The organism is Neisseria sp. P0009.S010 (genome assembly GCF_051958545.1).
Lineage (GTDB): Bacteria > Pseudomonadota > Gammaproteobacteria > Burkholderiales > Neisseriaceae > Neisseria > Neisseria subflava_A.
In genome coordinates this window covers 166,370-184,677 of sequence record NZ_JBQCVH010000002.1, presented here as the reverse complement: position 1 = coordinate 184,677, position 18,308 = coordinate 166,370, and the positions used below count along the sequence as shown (strand labels likewise).

Sequence of the window (18,308 nt, the reverse complement as noted above, 5' to 3'; positions counted from 1 at the left end):
GGCAGGTGCAAAACCTGTCCTTTCTTTTTGGAAAATTGAATGCTAAAAATAGAAAATGCCGTCTGAAAAAAAGCGTGGCTGATTTCAGACGGCATGATTGTTTTAAACGATGCGTTTAATGTTTCAAGATTATTTCCAAACCAACAAAGCATGGTTGCGTTTGCCACGGCGGACGATGGTGTATTTGCCGAAACGTTTGTGTTCGTCGGTCAGCATGTAGGCATCGTCAGGTTTTTCAGCAGCATGGTTCGGATTGTTGGCTTCGGCAGGTTTGCCGTTGAGCAAAACCGCTTTGCTGTTGACAAAGCCGCGTGCTTCTTTGTTGGAAGACGCCAAACCGGTTTTCACCAAAGTTTCCACCACGTTGAGGCTCTCGGAAACTTCAAACGTTGGCAGGCCGTCGAGTGCCAGCTGCTCGAAGTCGCTTTCGGTAAGATGGCTTTGGTCTTCGGCAAACAGGCTTTCAGAAATGCGTTGGGCGGCGGCAAGGGCTTCTTCACCGTGAATCAGGCGGGTCATTTCCTCGGCAAGAATGCGTTGCGCTTCTGGCTTGGTGCCGCTGGCTTTGTCTTTGGCTTCGATGGCGTCGATTGCTTCGATGGACAGGAAGGTAAAGTATTTCAGGAATTTGTACACATCGGCATCGGTGACTTTCAGCCAGAATTGGTAGAACTGATACGGAGAAGTTTTCTTCGCGTTCAACCATACTGCGCCGCCTTCGGTTTTGCCGAATTTGGTGCCGTCGGATTTGGTTACCAAAGGCAGGGTCAGGCCGAATACTTGTTTTTGGTGCAGACGGCGGGTCAAGTCGATACCGGCAGTGATGTTGCCCCATTGGTCGGAACCGCCGATTTCCAAAACCGCGCCATGGCGTTTGTTCAGTTCGGCAAAGTCGTAGCCTTGCAGCAGGGAGTAGGCGAACTCGGTAAAGGAAATCCCCACATCGTCGCGCTCGATACGCTGTTTGACGGATTCCTTGTTCAGCATGGCGTTGACAGAGAAATGCTTGCCGATGTCGCGCAGGAAGTCGAGGCAGTTCATGCTGCCGAACCAGTCGGCGTTGTTCGCCATAATGGCGGAGTTATCGCCGTCAAAGCTTAAGAAAGGGGTCAGTTGGTTGCGGATGCTTTCTACCCAGCCGGCAACAGTTTCGGCAGAATTCAAGCTGCGTTCAGCGGCTTTAAAGCTTGGGTCGCCGATCATGCCGGTCGCACCGCCCACCAAAGCAATCGGCGTATGGCCGGCTTGTTGGAAACGGCGCAATGCCAATACAGGCAGCAAGTGGCCGATGTGCAGGCTGTCTGCTGTCGGGTCAAAACCGCAATAGAGGGAAATTTTTTGTTCGTTTAGCAAAGCGTCTAAGGCTTCGATGTCGGTAGTTTGCGCGATTAAGCCACGCGATTGTAGGTCTTTGATGACGCTCATTGTTATCTTCCAAAAAAATTAGCAGTTTTACAAACTGCTAATTGTAACAAATTTCATCGGATGAATGGCTATGGCTTACTGAAGAAGCGTGTGTTTTTCAGAAAAACGCTTGGCCAGTTCTCTGCCGCCGTAAGGGTTGATGTGGTCTCTATCGGAATAAACCGGCAATCCGTTTATTTTGAAATTTTCCGGAATATAGGCAGTGGCATCGATAATGTGCACATTGGCATATTTTTCTGCCAATTCTTTGATGCGTTCATTTCCTTTTGAAGTGACTGTTTCATCAATGGCAAGATTCTGACTAAATCCCGGTATGCGGTAAGACAGAATATGGGCGCGCAAGCCGTTGTATGACAAATTAGGGTTGTCTATCATCAGGTAAACCGCTTGTTTTTCCGAAGAAAGTTTTTGCAACATGAGGTTGAATTTTTTGAAAAAATCGGGATCGTAAGCAAGGGAGTTGCTGTTTTCAGGCATTTGGCTGCCCCAGCGCATGGCCAAAAGCACTTTTGAGTATTGGGGCAGATGCTCTTTGGCATACTGATAAACGGCACGGCAGGAGGCGTTTTTCTTGAATACGGGTGCAGCATAATCTTCTACATAGGCACAACTGTCCGCAGAAACCATCGTTGCCGACCATTTTTCTTTTTTGCCGACGGTATCAAAAAACGTTTTATATTGATCGGCATGCGAATCGCCTAGAATCAGTAATTCCGGCTGTTTGTCGGTATCGCCCCAAATACACTGTTTGTCGGTGTTGTTGTGACAAGAAGTGTAGGAACGTGCCAATCCCATGCGGTCGTATTGCTCCATAAACGGGAGCTTCATGGCAAGAAAAGGCGTAATAGCCAAAACAAGCATGGGGACGGCATAAATCCATGTCACAGACTGGGCAAAAGAGCCTTTCCACTTTTTAAACGGCTTCTCGACAAAATAATAAGAAAGCAGGGAGAGTGCAAACATTAAGATAATCGCGGCCGCAGTCGAATACGAAGGCAGATTGTTTGGACCGATGTATCTCATAAAAGCCAATACAGGCCAATGCCACAGATACAGCGAATAGGAAATTAAGCCTATGCCGACGGTAATCTTCCATTGGAAAAATTTTTTCAGCCGGTGTTCAAATTGATTGAAATAAATGAATGCGGCGGCGGCCAAACAAGGAATGATGGCGGCAGGCCCTGGAAAATAGGCGGTTTTTTCTGTATAGGCAAACAGGCAGGCAAACAGTACGCAGATGGAAAGTAATGCGCCTGCCGCCGCATATGGTTTGCCGGTATCCAGCCCTTGTTGTTGCCGATATTGCATCCACACGGCTGTTAATGAGCCGATCAGCATTTCGCAGGCGCGCAGATGGGGCAGGTAATATTTATCCAGTGCAGTTGGCATAAAAGAAGCCAAAATACTGAATACGCATAGCGTGATGAGGAAGGCAAACTGAGTGCGCCAGCTTTTGCGGACAACCAGTAACAGCAATATCGGGAAGACGAAATAATATTGTTCTTCGACCGATAAAGACCAAATGTGAAGCAAAGGTTTTTCTTCTTGTATGGGATCGAAATAGCCCTGACCCTTGGCAAAAAAGATATTGGAGATGAACCCCAAGGTGGACAGAGCTGTCCTCCATAAAAGGAAGAAATCATCTTTGGTGAATAAAAGAAAGCCGCATATCATCGTTACCGTCAAGACGGTAAAAAATGCGGGCAGTATCCGCTTGATACGGCGGATGTAAAATTTTTTGAACGAGAAAATCCCGCTGCTCATTTCACGATGAATAATCATCGTGATCAGAAAGCCGGAAATGACAAAAAAGATATCAACACCAAGAAAGCCGCCAGGCAGCCAGTTTTTTTCAATATGGAAAACGACAACGGATAGAACAGCAACGGCACGCAATGTATCAATATCTGGGCGGTAAGATAAAACTTTGCTCATAATATTTTGATTTTAATTAGTTTATTTTAATGGCGTCGTCTGAAAAGTGATTCCTGCCGAGAGTGGGGCATTTCGGAGGTCGGCCATCGTTTGTCAGTACTGGGCAGTTTGTTTGCCTTCTTAGAATGATTGCTGATGATATGCGTTTGAATAGTAATAGATTAGAGTAGGAATACGGTTAATAGTTTCAACATAATGTTTAATATGTTGTTTTTATAATGAATCAATACGATGTGGTATTGTTTAATTATTTATTGTCATATCAGTGGTATTGTTATTGATGATGTAATCTTGCGCTATTTTTAGGTAAGGCGTCGACAAGAAATGAGAGATTTTAAGAAAGAAAAATTACGGGCTATGCCCGCATTTATTATGGAGATGATGTTTTGTTTTGTTGATATTTCAAGACATGAGGCCGTCTGAAAATAAATTCAGACGGCCTTAATCTTAGAAAAGGCCGTCTGAAAAAAGCGTTACGCTGGGTTTATACGTTAAAGAGGAAGTGCATCACATCGCCGTCTTGTACAACGTATTCTTTGCCTTCCACACGCATTTTGCCGGCTTCTTTGGCTTTTGCTTCGCCGCCTAAAGCGATGAAATCTTCGTAGGCGATAACTTGGGCGCGGATAAAGCCGCGTTCAAAGTCGGTGTGAATTACGCCGGCGGCTTGTGGGGCTGTGTCGCCTTTGTGGATGGTCCAAGCGCGGACTTCTTTGACACCGGCGGTGAAGTAGGTTTGCAGGCCCAAGAGGTCGTAGCCGGCACGAATCAGGCGGTTCAGGCCCGGTTCTTCCAAGCCCATTTCGGCGAGGAATTCGGCTTTCTCGTCGTCTTCCAGTTCGGCGATTTCGCTTTCCATCGCGGCGCAGACGGCCACAACCGGCGCGTTTTCTTTTGCAGCCAATTCTTTCAGGCGGTCGAGGTGCGGGTTGTTTTCAAAACCGTCTTCGGAAACGTTGCCGACATACATGGCAGGTTTGGCAGTCAGCAAGAACAGTGGTTTGAGCATGGCAAGTTCTTCTGCGTCCAAACCGAAGGAGCGTACAGGCTTGCCTTCGTCCAAATGCGGCAGCAGTTTTTTACACAGATCTACCAGTTTTTGCGCGTCTTTGTCGCCTGAGCGTGCACGTTTTTCTTCGCGGACGATGGCTTTTTCGACGCTGGCTAAGTCAGCCAGTGCCAACTCGGTGCCGATGGTTTCGATGTCGGCGATCGGATCGACTTTGCCTGCAACGTGAACGATGTTGTCGTCGTCAAAGCAACGTACGACGTTAACAATCGCGTCAGTCTCGCGGATGTTGGCAAGGAACTGGTTGCCCAGGCCTTCGCCTTTGCTCGCACCTGCAACCAAACCGGCGATATCGACAAATTCGACGATGGCAGGCTGCATTTTTTGCGGATTGACGATTTTTGCCAATTCGGCCATACGCGGATCGGGGACTTCAACGATGCCGACGTTGGGTTCGATGGTACAGAAAGGATAGTTTGCCGCTTCGATACCCGATTGGGTCAGCGCGTTAAAGAGGGTGGATTTGCCGACGTTGGGCAAACCGACGATGCCGCATTTCAAGCTCATGGTTTTTCCTGAAAAGATAAAAGTTTAACGGCGGATTATAGCATATTGTGGAGGTACTCAAAACAGCCGCAATGCTGGTGTGTTCTTATAATAAAAGGCCGTCTGAAAAAAGAGGGAGCAGGCATTCAGCTTATTGTGCTTCTGAAGAATGAGTAAATGAATAAAGCCATTAAATAAAACAATTTTTCGGATAGGAGGCTTAAGATCAAACCCAAAAGAATGCCCAGTACCCAATAAATCATCTGACGGTGTTTCGGGTTGGATGCGGTACGTAACATTTTGAAATACAAAACCAAACAGCCGAACATGCAGATTGTTTGAAACAGAATGAGGGGGAGGCTGTCAATGGCTTTGGAAATCGAACCATAAAGGATGATTGTCCCTATGCGTATGCATAAATAAATTAAAGCTGAGCCTGCAGCCGAACTCCCAAAAGGGACGGGCGTGTCGGATGAGTCGGGTGTTTTGTGGGGCTGAAGCCTGCCAAATAACAATATAAATACAATGTCAAACATATTGATAGTTGCCTTGGTGTGAGATGTTTTTGTTTTTCAGACGGCCTCAGGGTTGTCTGAAAGCTTATTGTGCGGCGATATGGGGCAGTGCCGCGGTAAGGTATGTCAGTAGGTCAACCATCCACCATGCTGAAGCGGTTGTTATGCTTCAGTGAACATATTGATTTGGCAGAGGGTTATCTGCTATTTCTCCAAATAGTCTGAAATACAGGGTAAGTTAAATGAATAGGGTCAGAGTGGCAAGCAGGTTGAGAAACAGTATGAGGCTTGTGGGTAAAACCTTTTCTGCGGTTCGCAGTTAGTTTAAAGGCCGTCTGAAAATTGTTTCAGACGGCCTTTTTTCCATGCTGCCTTAACCGGTATTACGCAAACCTTGCGCCACGCCGTTGATGGTCAAGTGAACCATCAGCAGCGCGTGCGGATTGTCGGGCTCTTTACGCAGGCGTTTGAGCATGGCGACTTGCAGGCCGTTGAGGGCATTCAGGTATGGAATCCTCAAGGCAAGCGAACGGGCGAGGCTGCGGTTGTCGCGCAGGAGCTCTTCGGTTTGCAGCAAGTCAAGCAGTGCTTTACGGCTGCGTTGGTATTCTTCCTTAATCATGCCGAAGATGACTTTTGCTTTATCGGGCGATTCGCTCAAGCCGGCATAGTTTTCCGCCAAGGTGATGTCGGTTTTTGCCATTACTTGCTCCATATTGGAGAGCATGGCTTGGAAGAACGGATTGCTTTGGGCATGTTCGCGCAGGGCGGCCAGTGTGTCGGGATTACCTTCGCACAAGGTTTCCACTGCGCTGCCGAAACCGTACCAAGCCGGCAGCATGAGGCGGTTTTGCATCCATGAGAATACCCACGGAATTGCACGCAAGTCCTGAATCCGCGCCAAGGTTTTGCGGCTGGCGGGACGGCTGCCGAGGTTGAGGGTGGCGATTTCCTGAATCGGGCTGGTTTGCAGGAAGTAGTCGATGAAGTCGGGGTGGGTAATCAGTTCGCGGTAGTATTTGAACGATACGTCCGACAAGTCCTGCATCAGTTTGTCATCAGGGTCTTTTTTGTCCGGCAGGATGCTGGCTTCCAACGTCGCAGCAACCAAGGTTTCCAAGTTGCGTTGGGCATTGCCCGGGTCGGCGTATTTGGCGGTAATGACTTCGCCTTGCTCGGTAATGCGGATTTGTCCGGCAACACTGCCCGCAGGTTGCGCCAAGATGGCTTGGTAAGAAGGGCCGCCGCCGCGACCTACGCTGCCGCCACGGCCGTGGAACAGGCGCATGCGGACATCGTATTTTTTGAAGAGTTCGACCAAGCCCAATTCGGCCTGATACAGACACCATGAGCTGGTAACGTAGCCGCCGTCTTTGTTGGAGTCGGAGTAGCCCAGCATGATTTCTTGGATATTGCCGCGGCTTTCGAGCAGGGTGTCATACCAGTCGAGGCGGAACATGGTTTCCATGACCGGACAGGCGTTTTCGAGCGCTTCGATGGTTTCAAACAGAGGCACGATATTGATGCGGCTGTGCGGTTTGCCGTTTTCCACCACCAACAGGCCGCTTTCTTTCAGCAGCAATGCCAAGGCGAGCAGGTCGCTGGGTTGTTCGCAGTTGGAAATAATGCTTTGTGTGACGGCATCTTCGCCGAATTCGTCTTTGATTATGCGCGCTTCGTTGAAAATTGCCAGTTCGTGACGAGTATGGTCGCTGTATGTGATGAACGGGCTGTACAGCGGACGTTGATGGCTCAATTCGCGCAACAGGGCGGCTTGTTTTTGCTCTTCGTTCAGGCTGTTGTAGTCTTCCAAGCCTGCGTGTTGGAAAAGCTCGGCAACCACATCGGCGTGTTTGCCTGCGTGTTGGCGCAGGTCGAGCGGCATCATGTGGAAGCCGAACACGGACACGCTGCGGGTAATGTCGGACAGACGGCCTTCTGCCAGCAGTTGGCTGCCGTTTTCGTGGAGTGAGCGTTGCAGTTTTTTCAGGTCGTTGAGGAACTCTTCAACCGTGGCATAAGGCTCGAGGAAGCCGAATTTGCAGCCCATGCCCAAACCGAGTGAGCGTGCTTTGCCCATGGCACGTGCCATGATGTAGGCGATGGCGCGGCGGTAGGGTTCTTCGGTGCGGGCGATTTCTTCGTCAGGCGAGAGGGCGGCCAGTGCCATCACGTCGTCGTTGACTTTGACGCGGCGGATGGAGAGTGGCAATTCGCGGTAAAGTTTGTCGAGTTCGCCGCGATAGAAACGGAACACTGCGTCGGCATGCCGTCTGAACGCAAAACGCAAGGTTTCGGCAGAAACGAATGGGTTACCATCGCGGTCGCCACCGATCCAGCCGCCGATTTTAAGGATATTCGGAACGCGGACGCCGGGATAGGCCGTCTGAAAATCACGTTCCATTGTGCGGTAGAGTTTGGGCAGGGCTTCAAAGAAGCTCATTGGGAAGATGGATACACCGTTGTTGATTTCGTCGTTGACGCTAAGTTTGTGGCGGCGCGTTTCGCTGGTCTGCCACAAGCCCAAAAGCACGGTGTCGATTTCGCGGCGCAACTGAGCCAGCGCATCAGGATTAGTGCAGCGTTCGCGTTGCGGCAGCAGCGCGCGGATGCGGCGGTTGAAGCTTAAGACGGTTTGGCGTTGTACTTCGGTCGGGTGCGCGGTCAAAACGGCGGTAACGACCGTGTTGTCCAGTTGTTGTTGCACCGCTTTTCCGTTGACTTTGCCGGCTTTGAGTTTGCGCACGGTTTCCGTCAGGCTGCCTTCGGCACTGTTGTGTCCGGCCTCTTCGTGGATTTGGCGGCGGCGTTCGTGGTGCACGTCTTCGGCGATGTTCAAAATCTGCGCGAACAGGCCGCAGGCCAGGGTTAAATCGTGGGTTTGTTGTTCGTCCAATTGCGGCAACACCTTTTCAATCAAGGCGGCGCTGTCGTCTGAAGTCGATAATAACTTAACGGTTTCGACCACCAAAGGCGACGCTTCCTCATGCAGCAGATTGAAAAGAGACTGTTTTAAAAATTCCGCATCCGCCGCCAGAGCGGCATCTTTTGGATTATTTAAGATATGCAGTTGCATGATTTTTCTCTTATTTAAATGTTAATTTGGGTGTATCGTGAATCCATTGTATAGCAAATTTTTGTAAACTGCCAATGCTGCCGTCCGATACATTTCAAACCGGAAAACAGCCGTCCGTATCCGCTGCGTGGTCGCTGTCTGTAAAATGCCGTAAAATATTGCCCATCAAAACAGATGGCGAGAAACCCATGATTGAATTTCCCAACCAGCCCGATTTTCCTGAACAACACACCGCCGTCGCCGTCGGCACCGTCAACATGAGCCAGCAGGCGATACGGGTGTTGATAGAGAATGCTACCGAAAAGGCAAGTATCCTGACCATCGCCCGCGTTGCCGCCATTCAGAGCATCAAACAGACCGCCAACCTGATTCCGCTGCACCTGCCCGGACGCATCATCGGCGTGCAGGTTGATTTCGATATTAACGTTGAGCTGGCCTGCCTGAAGGCCACGCTGACCGTCCAAGCGAACAGCAACGGCAGCATTGCCACCGAAGCCCTGACTGGCCTCAATTTGGCGCTTTTGAGCGTTTACGACATGATGAAAGACGTTGACCGCAATATGATGCTCAGCGGCATTCGCCTCGAATCCGAAACCAGCAGCGAAGGCCGTCCTTTCCTGTTTGACAACGCATACGAAAATATTAATTTCTAAACCACTCAGGCCGTCTGAACATTGGGTTTCAGACGGCCTTATTATTATGATGAACGATCAACAACTCTTGCGGTTCAGCCGCCATATCCTGCTTGATGAAATCGGTATCGAAGGCCAAGAAAAACTCTTGGCCTCCCATGTGCTTGTTGTCGGTTGCGGCGGGCTGGGTGCGGCAGCCTTGCCGTATCTTGCCGCCGCCGGTATCGGCCGCCTGACGATTGCCGATGCCGATACCATCGACGAGACCAACCTTCAACGCCAAATCACGTTTACCGAAGCCGACATCGGTAAAAACAAGGCTTTGGTCATGCAAGGCCGTCTGAAACAGATCAACAGCCAAACACACATTACAGCCATTGCCGAATTTCTCGATGAAGCCAGGCTTGTCGAATTGGCAAACGCAGCCGACATCATTCTTGATTGTTCCGACAATTATCCCACGCGCCAGGCGGTCAACCGCACCGCCGTTGCCACGCGCACGCCTTTGGTTTCCGCAGCGGCCGTCCGCTTCGACGGACAAATCGCCGTGTACCGCCCCGACCTTCCCGATACGCCTTGTTATGCCTGCCTGTTTGACAGCGAACAAGCCGACGACGGCGCTTGTGCATTGTTCGGCGTTTTTTCGCCATTGGTCGGCGTTATCGGAACGACCCAAGCCGCCGAAGCGCTTAAAGTGCTGATCGGTATCGGTACGCCGTCGCACGGCAAACTTTCCACCTACAACGCATTGAGCGGGCAATGGCGGCAATACGGGGTGAGGCGCAATCCCGAATGCCCGGTTTGCGGCGGCCGTTAAAGACCAAAGCAGGGCAAGGGTTTCAATGCTCCGAAGCCAATCCGCCGGAGCAATCATGCTTATCTTTCATTAAACTTGAAAGAAGGCGTTTCTTCCCTTTTCAGACGGCCTGTGGCACGATATGATTCAATGATTAATAAATTTTTTGAGGCCGTCTGAAAAAGATAGGGAGAAACCGGCTTAATGAATATTATTCGTGCCTTATTGGTGGTATTGGGTTGCCTGGCTTTGGGCGAGGCAACCGTTTGGATTTTGGGGTTGAAGCTGCCGGGCAGTATTGTCGGCATGGCTTTGCTGTTTGCCGCGCTTCAGGCAGGCTGGGTCAAATTGTCTTGGGTGGGAGAGCTGGCAGACATTTTGATGGCAAACCTGACTTTGTTTTTGGTGCCGCCTTGCGTGGCCGTCATCAGCTATTTGGATGTGATTGCAAACGACTGGTTTTCGATTTTGACGGCCACAATCGGCAGTACGATCTGCGTATTGTTGGTGACCGGCAAAGTGCATGAGTGGGTCAGGAGGTGGATGTGATGAACATAGACGGGCTGTTGCGTATGCCCTCGGTCATGTTGTTCCTGACTTTGGCCGTGTATGCTTTGGCGGTGCAGATTCGGGCGCGCACGGGGAATGTGCTGTGTAATCCGGTATTGATCAGTACGCTGGTGTTGATGGGTTATTTGAAGGTATTTGCCATCGATTACGAGCTGTACCATTCTGCCTCGCACTTTATTGATTTTTGGTTGAAACCGGCAGTCGTGTTGTTGGCCGTGCCGCTTTATCGAAATTGGGATCGTATCCGCAGCCAGTGGTTGCCGGTGGTGTTGTCACAGTTGGCGGGCAGCGTGACAGGCATTGTTACAGGCGTGTATTTTGCCAAATGGCTGGGCGCTTCGCGCGAAGTGATTCTGTCGCTGGCTTCCAAATCGGTGACCAACCCGATTGCGATCGAAATCACGGCGTCTATCGGCGGTATTCCGGCGATTACGGCGGCAACGGTGATTATTGCCGGACTTTTTGGACAGATGGCCGGATATAAAGTGTTGAAAGGGACGTTGTATATGCCTTCTTCAGTGGGAATGTCTTTGGGTACGGCCTCACATGCGATGGGTATTGCGGCGTCTTTGGAATACGGCCGCCGTATGGCCGCATATGCCGGCTTGGGCTTGACGCTCAACGGCGTATTGACGGCGGTATTGGTGCCTATCTTGATTCCCTTATTGGGCGTATAGCGTTTAGGCCGTCTGAAAATAGTGTAAACAGGAGAAAATGATATGGCTGTAAATTTGACTGAAAAACGTGCAGACGAATTGTTGGAAATCGACGGCATCCGTCTGTTTACAGGTCGTGCCGGCATCAAGCAACAAGACCGCGACGATTTGACGCTGATGGTGTTGGGCGGCGGACATACGGTGGGCGCGGTGTTTACGCAAAACCGTTTCTGCGCCGCGCCGGTGCATATCGCCAAGTCGCATTTGTTTGACCAAGACGGCGTGTGTGCCTTAGTTATCAATACGGGCAATGCCAATGCGGGTACCGGCGCACAAGGCCGTCTGGACGCGATTAAAGTGTGCGCGGCGGCGGCGGAACAGGTCGGCTGCCAATCCAATCAAATCATGCCGTTTTCGACCGGCGTGATTTTGGAGCCGCTGCCTGTGGATAAAATTGTGGCCGCTTTGCCGCAAGTGCGCCCTGCATTCTGGTCGGATGCGGCTCGTGCCATCATGACGACGGATACTGTACCGAAAGCCGCTTCACGCACAGGCTTGGTCGGCGAAAAACACACAGTCCGCGCTACCGGTATCGCCAAAGGTTCGGGCATGATTCATCCGAATATGGCGACCATGTTGTCGTTTATCGCCACTGATGCCAAAGTGTCCCAACCGATTTTGCAGCTGATGACCCAAGAAATCGCAGATGAAAGTTTCAATACGATTACCGTGGACGGCGATACCAGTACCAACGACAGCTTTGTCATTATGGCGACAGGCCGTTGCGGTCAGAGCGAAATCGACAATACCGCCGATCCGCGCTATGCGCAGCTCAAAGCCTTGCTTGGTTCGCTGGCTTTGGAGTTGGCACAGGCGATTGTCCGTGATGGCGAGGGTGCGACCAAGTTCATCACGATTGAAGTGCAAAACGCGAAAACCCGCGAAGAGGCGCGCAAAGTGGCTTATGCCGTCGCCCATTCGCCTTTGGTGAAAACCGCTTTCTTTGCCTCCGACCCAAACTTGGGCCGTCTGTTGGCAGCCGTCGGCTATGCCGGTATTGAAGACTTGGACGTCGATGCTTTAAAAATGTGGCTGGATGACGTGTTGGTGGCCGAAAACGGCGGCCGCGCGGAAAGCTATACCGAAGAAGCAGGACAAGCGGTGATGAACCGTCCAGAAATCACCGTCCGCATCGATTTGCAACGCGGCGATACGACGGCGGCCGTCTATACCTGCGATTTGTCGCACGAGTATGTGTCGATTAACGCGGATTACCGTTCTTAAAAACCTTTATCCTTGTGTTCAGACGGCTTTTGAGCAAAGTATCAAGGCCGTCTGAACACATTGACTGCGTGTTTATGATGAAATTTCCCCAGACTTGGGCGGCGCGCCTCGCCCACAAAATCCGCCAAACCAAACGCCTGTCGAAAAAGAGCATTGCCCTTCTGTTTTTGCTGGCAGGCTCGGCACTGGTTGCCCTGACGGCTTTGATGTTTGCGTACTTGGCAGATTTGGCTTTGGAATGGAACGCATTGCTGGTGGGAAAATATCCGTGGTTTGCGTGGGTGGCTTTGCCGCTGGGTTTGCCGCTTTTGGCATGGTTTACGCGTAAATTTGCGCCATACACTTCCGGCAGCGGTATCCCTCAGGTCATCGCCTCTTTGTCTTTGCCTTATGGTGCGCAGAAAACCCGTTTGATTCGTTTGGGCGAAACCTTTTTCAAAATTCCGCTGACGTTTTGCGCCATGCTGTTGGGCGCGTCTGTCGGCAGGGAAGGACCGTCTGTACAAGTGGGTGCGGCGGTGATGAACGCTTGGGGCGCGTGGTGTAAAAAGCACGGGCTGGCGTTTAGGGGCATGCAGGAAAACGATTTGATTGCCGCAGGCGCTGCAGGCGGTTTGGCGGCGGCGTTTAACGCGCCTTTGGCAGGCGTGGTCTTTGCCATCGAAGAATTGGGACGCGGCGTGATTTTGCGTTGGGAACGCCAAATCCTGATGGGCGTGTTGGCAGCCGGTTTCATTCAAGTGGCGATACAGGGCAACAACCCGTATTTTTCAGGGTTTCAAGGGCATGAGCTGCCAAACATGCTGATGTGGGCCGCGGTGTCGGGCATTGTCTGCGGTGTGGCCGGCGGATTGTTCAGTAGCTTTTTGTATCGCGGCGCGGCAGCATTCGCGCCGGTACGCTGGCGCAGTTTCATCCGCCGTCATTTGTTGGTGGTCGCCTTTGTGATGGGTATCTTGCTGGCACTGCTCGGTACGTTTTATCAAGGCAAAACCTATGGCACGGGCTATCACGAAGCCGCAGCCGCACTCAAAGGTGCGTATGAAGCGCCGTTCGGCTTGGCCGCCGCGAAATGGGCGGCAACCGTGTTCAGCTACTGGGCAGGTATTCCCGGCGGTATCTTCACGCCGTCATTAACCATCGGCGCGATGATAGGCGAACACATGGCTTCTTTCGCGCAACTGGGCGACGCGTCCAATGTCGCGGTTTTGCTTTGCATGGCCGCATTCCTTGCCGCTGCGACCCAATCGCCGTTGACCGCCGCCGTGGTGGTAATGGAAATGACGGGCGGACAGAATTTATTGTTTTGGATGCTGCTGACTTGCATCTTCGCTTCGCAAGTCTCGCGCCAGTTCTCGCCGCACCCATTTTACCACGCCGCAGGTTTGCGCTTCAGACGGCATATCGAAGCTGAAAGCGGATATGTTCAGCACGAGAAAAAAGAATAGGTCGGCATATAAAAAGGCCGTCTGAAAATCGATTTCAGACGGCCTTTATTATGTCGTTTAAAGCTGTATTACAGTTTATTTAAACAGCAAAATCAGCAGCAAAACAACCGCAATCACACTCAGCCACAGGCTTTGGCGTTGCTGTACTTTGACCAAATGCACATAGGCATCGCGCATTTCCTGCTGGCGGTTTTCATCAACCAGCGCACTGATTTTTCGCGGCAGGGAAGGGATGATTTGCGCCCAGTCGGGGGCTTCGTTTTTGAGATTGCGCCAAAGGGCTTTGGGGCCGACCTGTTCGTTCATCCAGCGCACCAAAAACGGTTTGGCGGTTTTCCACAAGTCCAAATCTGGATCGAGTTGGCGACCCAAGCCTTCGATGTTGAGCAGCGTTTTTTGCAGCAATACCAGCTGCGGCTGGATTTCGACATTGAAGCGACGGCTGACTTCAAACAGGCGCATCAGCACCAAGCCGAAGGAAATCTGCGAAATCGGTTTGTTGAACACAGGCTCGCACACGGCGCGGACAGCCGCTTCCAATTCTTCCGCCCGCGTGTCGGCAGGTACCCAGCCCGATTCGATGTGGGCGGTAGCGACGCGGTGGTAATCGCGGTTGAAGAAGGCGAGGAAGTTGATGGCGAGATAGCGTTTGTCGTAATCGGTCAGCGTGCCGACGATGCCGAAATCGAGGGCGATGTAGCGGTTGTCGGCGGCGACCAGAATGTTGCCGGGGTGCATATCCGCATGGAAAAAGCCGTCACGGAAAACTTGCGTGAAGAAGATTTCCACGCCGTAATCGGCAAGTTTGTGCAAATCGATACCGTCTGCTTTGAGTTTGGCGATATCGGATACCGGTGTGCCGTCCATCCATTCGATGGTCAGCACGTCGCTGGTGCAGTAGTCGTAAAACACCTTCGGCACAATCAGCATATCGCTGTTTTGGAAATTGCGTCCGAGTTGGCTGGCATTGGCGGCTTCGCGCATTAAGTCCAATTCGTCGTGCAGGTATTTGTCAAATTCGGCCACCACTTCGCGCGGCTTCAAACGCTTGCCGTCTGAAAACAAACGCTCTACCCAGCCTGCACCAAAGCGCATCAGCGACAAATCCTGTTCGATAACGGGCAAAAGGTTGGGGCGCAAGACTTTCACGGCGACCTGTTCGCCCGAATGCAGGCGGGCTTTGTGTACTTGGGCGATGGACGCGCTGGCGACAGGCTCTGTTTCAAATTCCGCGTATAAAGTGTCGATGGATTGTCCCAGTGATTTTTCGATTTGCGAGCGTGAAAGTTGCGCGTCAAACGGCGGCACTTTGTCTTGCAGCCTTGCCAGTTCGACCGCGTAATCGTGCGGAATCAAATCGGGACGCGTGGACAATACCTGCCCGAATTTGATGAAAATCGGCCCCAGGCTTTCCAACGCCAAACGCAGGCGCACGGCAGGCATTTCGTGTTTGAACTTGGACGACTGCGGCAGCATATTGAGGAAAGTCCGCGCCCAACCCGGACGGACCAGCGAGGCAATCAGCTCGGCAAGGCGGTAGCGGTAGAGCGTGCAGAGGATGGTTTTAATGCGTTTGAGGCGGTTCATGATGGGCGCGGATAAATCGAAAAAACAGAATTATATAGGAAAAACGGGTAAGGGCTTCAGACGGCCTGAGACTTTTGCAAAAACATTTGCCGCATAGCTAACAATTTTATAAAGGCTCAAGTTTTGCCGCCCCAATAAAAAGACGGATATTCACATCATAAATATTCGTCGGCTACTTGCCCAAACTGCCGATTCAAGACATAATCGGGAAATGTGCAGGAGAGTGTTACACCCAACTACAATGTAACCACCGAAGGCGCAGACACCCTTAAATCGCTCAGGTATCAGGGACTGCACATTGAAACAAACAATCTGGAGAGCGGCGTTAGAATAACGTCCACCGAAGGGGAGAAGGCCGTCTGAACCACCATTCAGACAACCGCGCAAAGCAGTGAGCAGACTGGTTTGCATCATGCGGATACGGCCGAAAATCTCAGGTTCAAGGACAGATAGGGTCATCCGCGCACAGGTGCGCGGGCGGCATCTGAACAAAAAATCCGGAGAAACTTGAGAATGACTGCTCTGAAAACCACCCCATTTCATCAAGCCCATCAAGATGCAGGCGCGAAGCTGGTAGATTTTGCCGGCTGGGAGCTGCCCATCCATTATGGTTCACAAATCGCCGAACACGAAGCCGTGCGCACCGACGCCGGTATGTTTGACGTATCCCATATGCTCGTTACCGACGTCGCCGGAGCGAACGCCAAAGCCTTTTTCCGCAAATTGATTGCCAACGACGTTGCCAAACTCGCCTTCGTCGGCAAAGCCCTTTATTCCGCTTTGCTCAACGATAACGGCGGCGTGATTGACGACTTGATCGTTTACCGCACCAACGAAGCCGAAACCCAATACCGCATCGTGTCCAACGGTGCGACCCGCGAGAAAGACACGGCGCAATTCCACAAAGTCGGACAAGAGTTCGGCGTTGCCTTCAATCCGCGCTACGACCTCGGCATGCTTGCCGTACAAGGCCCGAAAGCCATCGAAAAACTCCTGACCGTCAAACCTGAATGGGCGGACGTGATTCACGGCCTCAAACCGTTCCAAGGTGCAGACTTGGGCAACGACTGGTTTGTCGCCCGTACAGGCTATACCGGCGAAGACGGCGTCGAAGTGATTCTGCCGGGCACTGAAGCCGTCGCATTCTTCAAAGCCCTGCAAGCAGCAGGCGTACAGCCTTGCGGCCTTGGCGCACGCGATACCCTGCGCATGGAAGCCGGTATGAACCTCTACGGCAACGATATGGATGACGAAACCAGCCCGCTCGAAGCAGGCATGGGTTGGACCGTTGACTTGAAAGATGAAAGCCGCGATTTCGTCGGTAAAGCCGCATTGGTGGCATTGAAAGAAAAAGGCGTTGCCGTGAAACAGGTCGGCCTGTTGCTCGAAAAAGGCGGCATCCTGCGCGCGCATATGGAAGTGTTGACCGATAAAGGCCAAGGCGAAACCACCAGCGGCGTATTCTCTCCAAGCCTGAAACAATCCATCGCCATCGCGCGCGTACCGAAAGATTTTGACGGCGATACCGCCAAAGTCCTGATTCGCGGCAAAGAAGTGGATGTACGCGTACTGAAGCTGCCGTTTGTGCGCAACGGTCAAAAACAGTTTGATTAATATCGGTTCAGACGGCCTTTATTTGTTAAGGGCCGTCTGAAAGCAGGTTTTAATTGTCGTCCGATACGGACGTTTGTAGAAAGTATTGAACAAGGCATCTGTGGATATTGATTCATGCAGATGCCGTCTGGAAATAACCCCCTATCAATGGAGTATCAAACCATGAGCAACATCCCAGCAGAACTGAAATACGTTGCCAGCCACGAATGGCTGCGCCTTGAAGAAGACGGTACCATCACCGTCGGCATTACCCATCACGCGCAAGAGCTGTTGGGCGACATCGTGTTTGTCGAGCTGCCTGAAGTCGGTGCAAACCTGGCTGCCGAAGAGCAAGCCGGTGTGGTTGAGTCTGTGAAAGCCGCGTCCGACGTGTACGCGCCGATTGCAGGCGAAATCGTTGCCGTCAACGAAGATCTGCCAAGCGCGCCGGAAACTGCCAACAGCGACCCTTACGGCGCAGGCTGGTTCTTCAAAATCAAACCTGCCAACCCTGCCGATTACGACGGTCTGCTGACTGCCGAACAATACGCAGGCGAAGTAGCTTGATTTTTGCAAACATCCAAACAGGTTTTACGCCTGTTTGATATTGCAGGTCTTAGGTCGTCTGAAAATACTTTCAGACGGCCTTTGTTTCAATTTTTCCTCAATAAACATGAATTATTGCGAATTTGTCGCCACGCTACCCGACGATACGGACAATCCGAACAAACATTACCACGATAAGCAATACGGTTTTCCGATTGAGGATGACAATGAATTGTTTGAGCGGCTGGTGTTGGAAATCAATCAGGCAGGATTGAGCTGGACGCTGATGTTGAAGAAGCAGCAGGCATTTCAGACGGCATTTAAAGGTTTCGACATCGATACGGTCGCCGCATTTGATGAAGCCGATATTGAGAGACTGCTTGCCGATGCAGGCATCGTCCGCAACCGCCTGAAAATCAACGCAGCCATTTATAACGCGCGACAAATCAAACAAATACAGCAAGAATACGGCTCATTCAAAAACTGGCTGGATGCGAACCATCCGCTCGACAAGGCTGAATGGGTGAAGCTGTTTAAAAAACATTTCAAATTTGTCGGCGGCGAAATCGTTGGCGAATTTTTAATGAGTACCGGCTATCTGCCCGGCGCGCATATTGAAAGCTGTCCGGTTTATAGGGAAATATTGGCATGTCGTCCAAAGTGGGCGGAGGCCGTCTGAAACAACATCTG

14 protein-coding genes and 1 riboswitch are annotated in these 18,308 nt (G+C 51.4%); of the genes, 9 read left to right on the top strand and 5 right to left on the bottom strand.

Features of this window, described 5'->3' with window-relative positions; translation table 11 throughout:
• Window positions 1–129: 129 nt before the first annotated feature.
• From tyrS to ppc, 4 genes are all read right to left on the bottom strand, one after another.
• On the bottom strand, window positions 130–1,425 hold the full coding sequence (gene tyrS, locus ACTHSN_RS02600; RefSeq protein ID WP_107810443.1) for a tyrosine--tRNA ligase: 1,296 nt from the start codon (window positions 1,423–1,425) through the stop codon (window positions 130–132).
• Between the two features lie 75 nt (window positions 1,426–1,500).
• Window positions 1,501–3,360 carry an acyltransferase family protein gene (locus ACTHSN_RS02595; protein ID WP_107810932.1) on the bottom strand — a complete coding sequence of 620 codons (1,860 nt, stop codon included), beginning with the start codon at window positions 3,358–3,360 and terminating at the stop codon, window positions 1,501–1,503.
• Between the two features lie 484 nt (window positions 3,361–3,844).
• The gene (gene ychF, locus ACTHSN_RS02590; RefSeq protein ID WP_063068446.1) at window positions 3,845–4,936 is read right to left on the bottom strand and encodes a redox-regulated ATPase YchF; all 1,092 of its coding nucleotides are present in this window, start codon (window positions 4,934–4,936) and stop codon (window positions 3,845–3,847) included.
• An 867-nt stretch (window positions 4,937–5,803) separates the two neighbouring features.
• Window positions 5,804–8,506: a phosphoenolpyruvate carboxylase gene (ppc, locus tag ACTHSN_RS02585; RefSeq protein ID WP_107810933.1), complete on the bottom strand. Its 2,703-nt coding sequence runs from the start codon at window positions 8,504–8,506 to the stop codon at window positions 5,804–5,806.
• 188 nt (window positions 8,507–8,694) lie between these two features.
• Between ppc and ACTHSN_RS02580 the strand changes: the two genes are divergently transcribed.
• The 6 genes from ACTHSN_RS02580 (at window position 8,695) to ACTHSN_RS02555 (ending at window position 13,892) form a co-directional block, all read left to right on the top strand.
• Complete coding sequence (locus ACTHSN_RS02580) at window positions 8,695–9,159, top strand: cyclic pyranopterin monophosphate synthase MoaC (protein ID WP_004519536.1); 465 nt, start codon at window positions 8,695–8,697, stop codon at window positions 9,157–9,159.
• 49 nt (window positions 9,160–9,208) lie between these two features.
• Window positions 9,209–9,955 carry a HesA/MoeB/ThiF family protein gene (locus ACTHSN_RS02575; RefSeq protein ID WP_199901833.1) on the top strand — a complete coding sequence of 249 codons (747 nt, stop codon included), beginning with the start codon at window positions 9,209–9,211 and terminating at the stop codon, window positions 9,953–9,955.
• Between the two features lie 183 nt (window positions 9,956–10,138).
• Entirely contained in the window at window positions 10,139–10,483 is a 345-nt protein-coding gene (locus ACTHSN_RS02570) for a CidA/LrgA family protein (protein WP_049343552.1), read from the top strand.
• A complete protein-coding gene (locus ACTHSN_RS02565) occupies window positions 10,483–11,181 on the top strand; it encodes an LrgB family protein (protein ID WP_070460368.1) in 699 nt (232 codons plus the stop codon). Before ACTHSN_RS02570 ends, ACTHSN_RS02565 begins: the two co-directional genes overlap by 1 nt.
• 42 nt (window positions 11,182–11,223) lie before the next feature.
• The gene (argJ, locus tag ACTHSN_RS02560; protein WP_070460366.1) at window positions 11,224–12,444 is read left to right on the top strand and encodes a bifunctional glutamate N-acetyltransferase/amino-acid acetyltransferase ArgJ; all 1,221 of its coding nucleotides are present in this window, start codon (window positions 11,224–11,226) and stop codon (window positions 12,442–12,444) included.
• Window positions 12,445–12,521: 77 nt separating this feature from the next.
• Entirely contained in the window at window positions 12,522–13,892 is a 1,371-nt protein-coding gene (locus ACTHSN_RS02555) for a chloride channel protein (protein WP_083290037.1), read from the top strand.
• Between the two features lie 75 nt (window positions 13,893–13,967).
• Here ACTHSN_RS02555 and ubiB read toward each other — a convergent pair whose 3' ends face one another.
• Window positions 13,968–15,479, bottom strand: coding sequence for a ubiquinone biosynthesis regulatory protein kinase UbiB (gene ubiB / locus ACTHSN_RS02550; protein WP_070460362.1), 1,512 nt, complete (start codon window positions 15,477–15,479; stop codon window positions 13,968–13,970).
• A gap of 206 nt (window positions 15,480–15,685) precedes the next feature.
• Window positions 15,686–15,783: riboswitch (glycine riboswitch) on the top strand.
• A 209-nt stretch (window positions 15,784–15,992) separates the two neighbouring features.
• Between ubiB and gcvT the strand changes: the two genes are divergently transcribed.
• The 3 genes from gcvT (at window position 15,993) to ACTHSN_RS02535 (ending at window position 18,297) form a co-directional block, all read left to right on the top strand.
• Window positions 15,993–17,093: a glycine cleavage system aminomethyltransferase GcvT gene (gene gcvT, locus ACTHSN_RS02545; protein WP_440365054.1), complete on the top strand. Its 1,101-nt coding sequence runs from the start codon at window positions 15,993–15,995 to the stop codon at window positions 17,091–17,093.
• Window positions 17,094–17,240: 147 nt separating this feature from the next.
• Window positions 17,241–17,639 (top strand): glycine cleavage system protein GcvH, encoded by a 399-nt coding sequence (gcvH, locus tag ACTHSN_RS02540; protein ID WP_063068454.1) that lies wholly within the window; start codon window positions 17,241–17,243, stop codon window positions 17,637–17,639.
• Window positions 17,640–17,745: 106 nt separating this feature from the next.
• Window positions 17,746–18,297: a DNA-3-methyladenine glycosylase I gene (locus tag ACTHSN_RS02535; RefSeq protein ID WP_315039672.1), complete on the top strand. Its 552-nt coding sequence runs from the start codon at window positions 17,746–17,748 to the stop codon at window positions 18,295–18,297.
• Window positions 18,298–18,308: the final 11 nt, after the last annotated feature.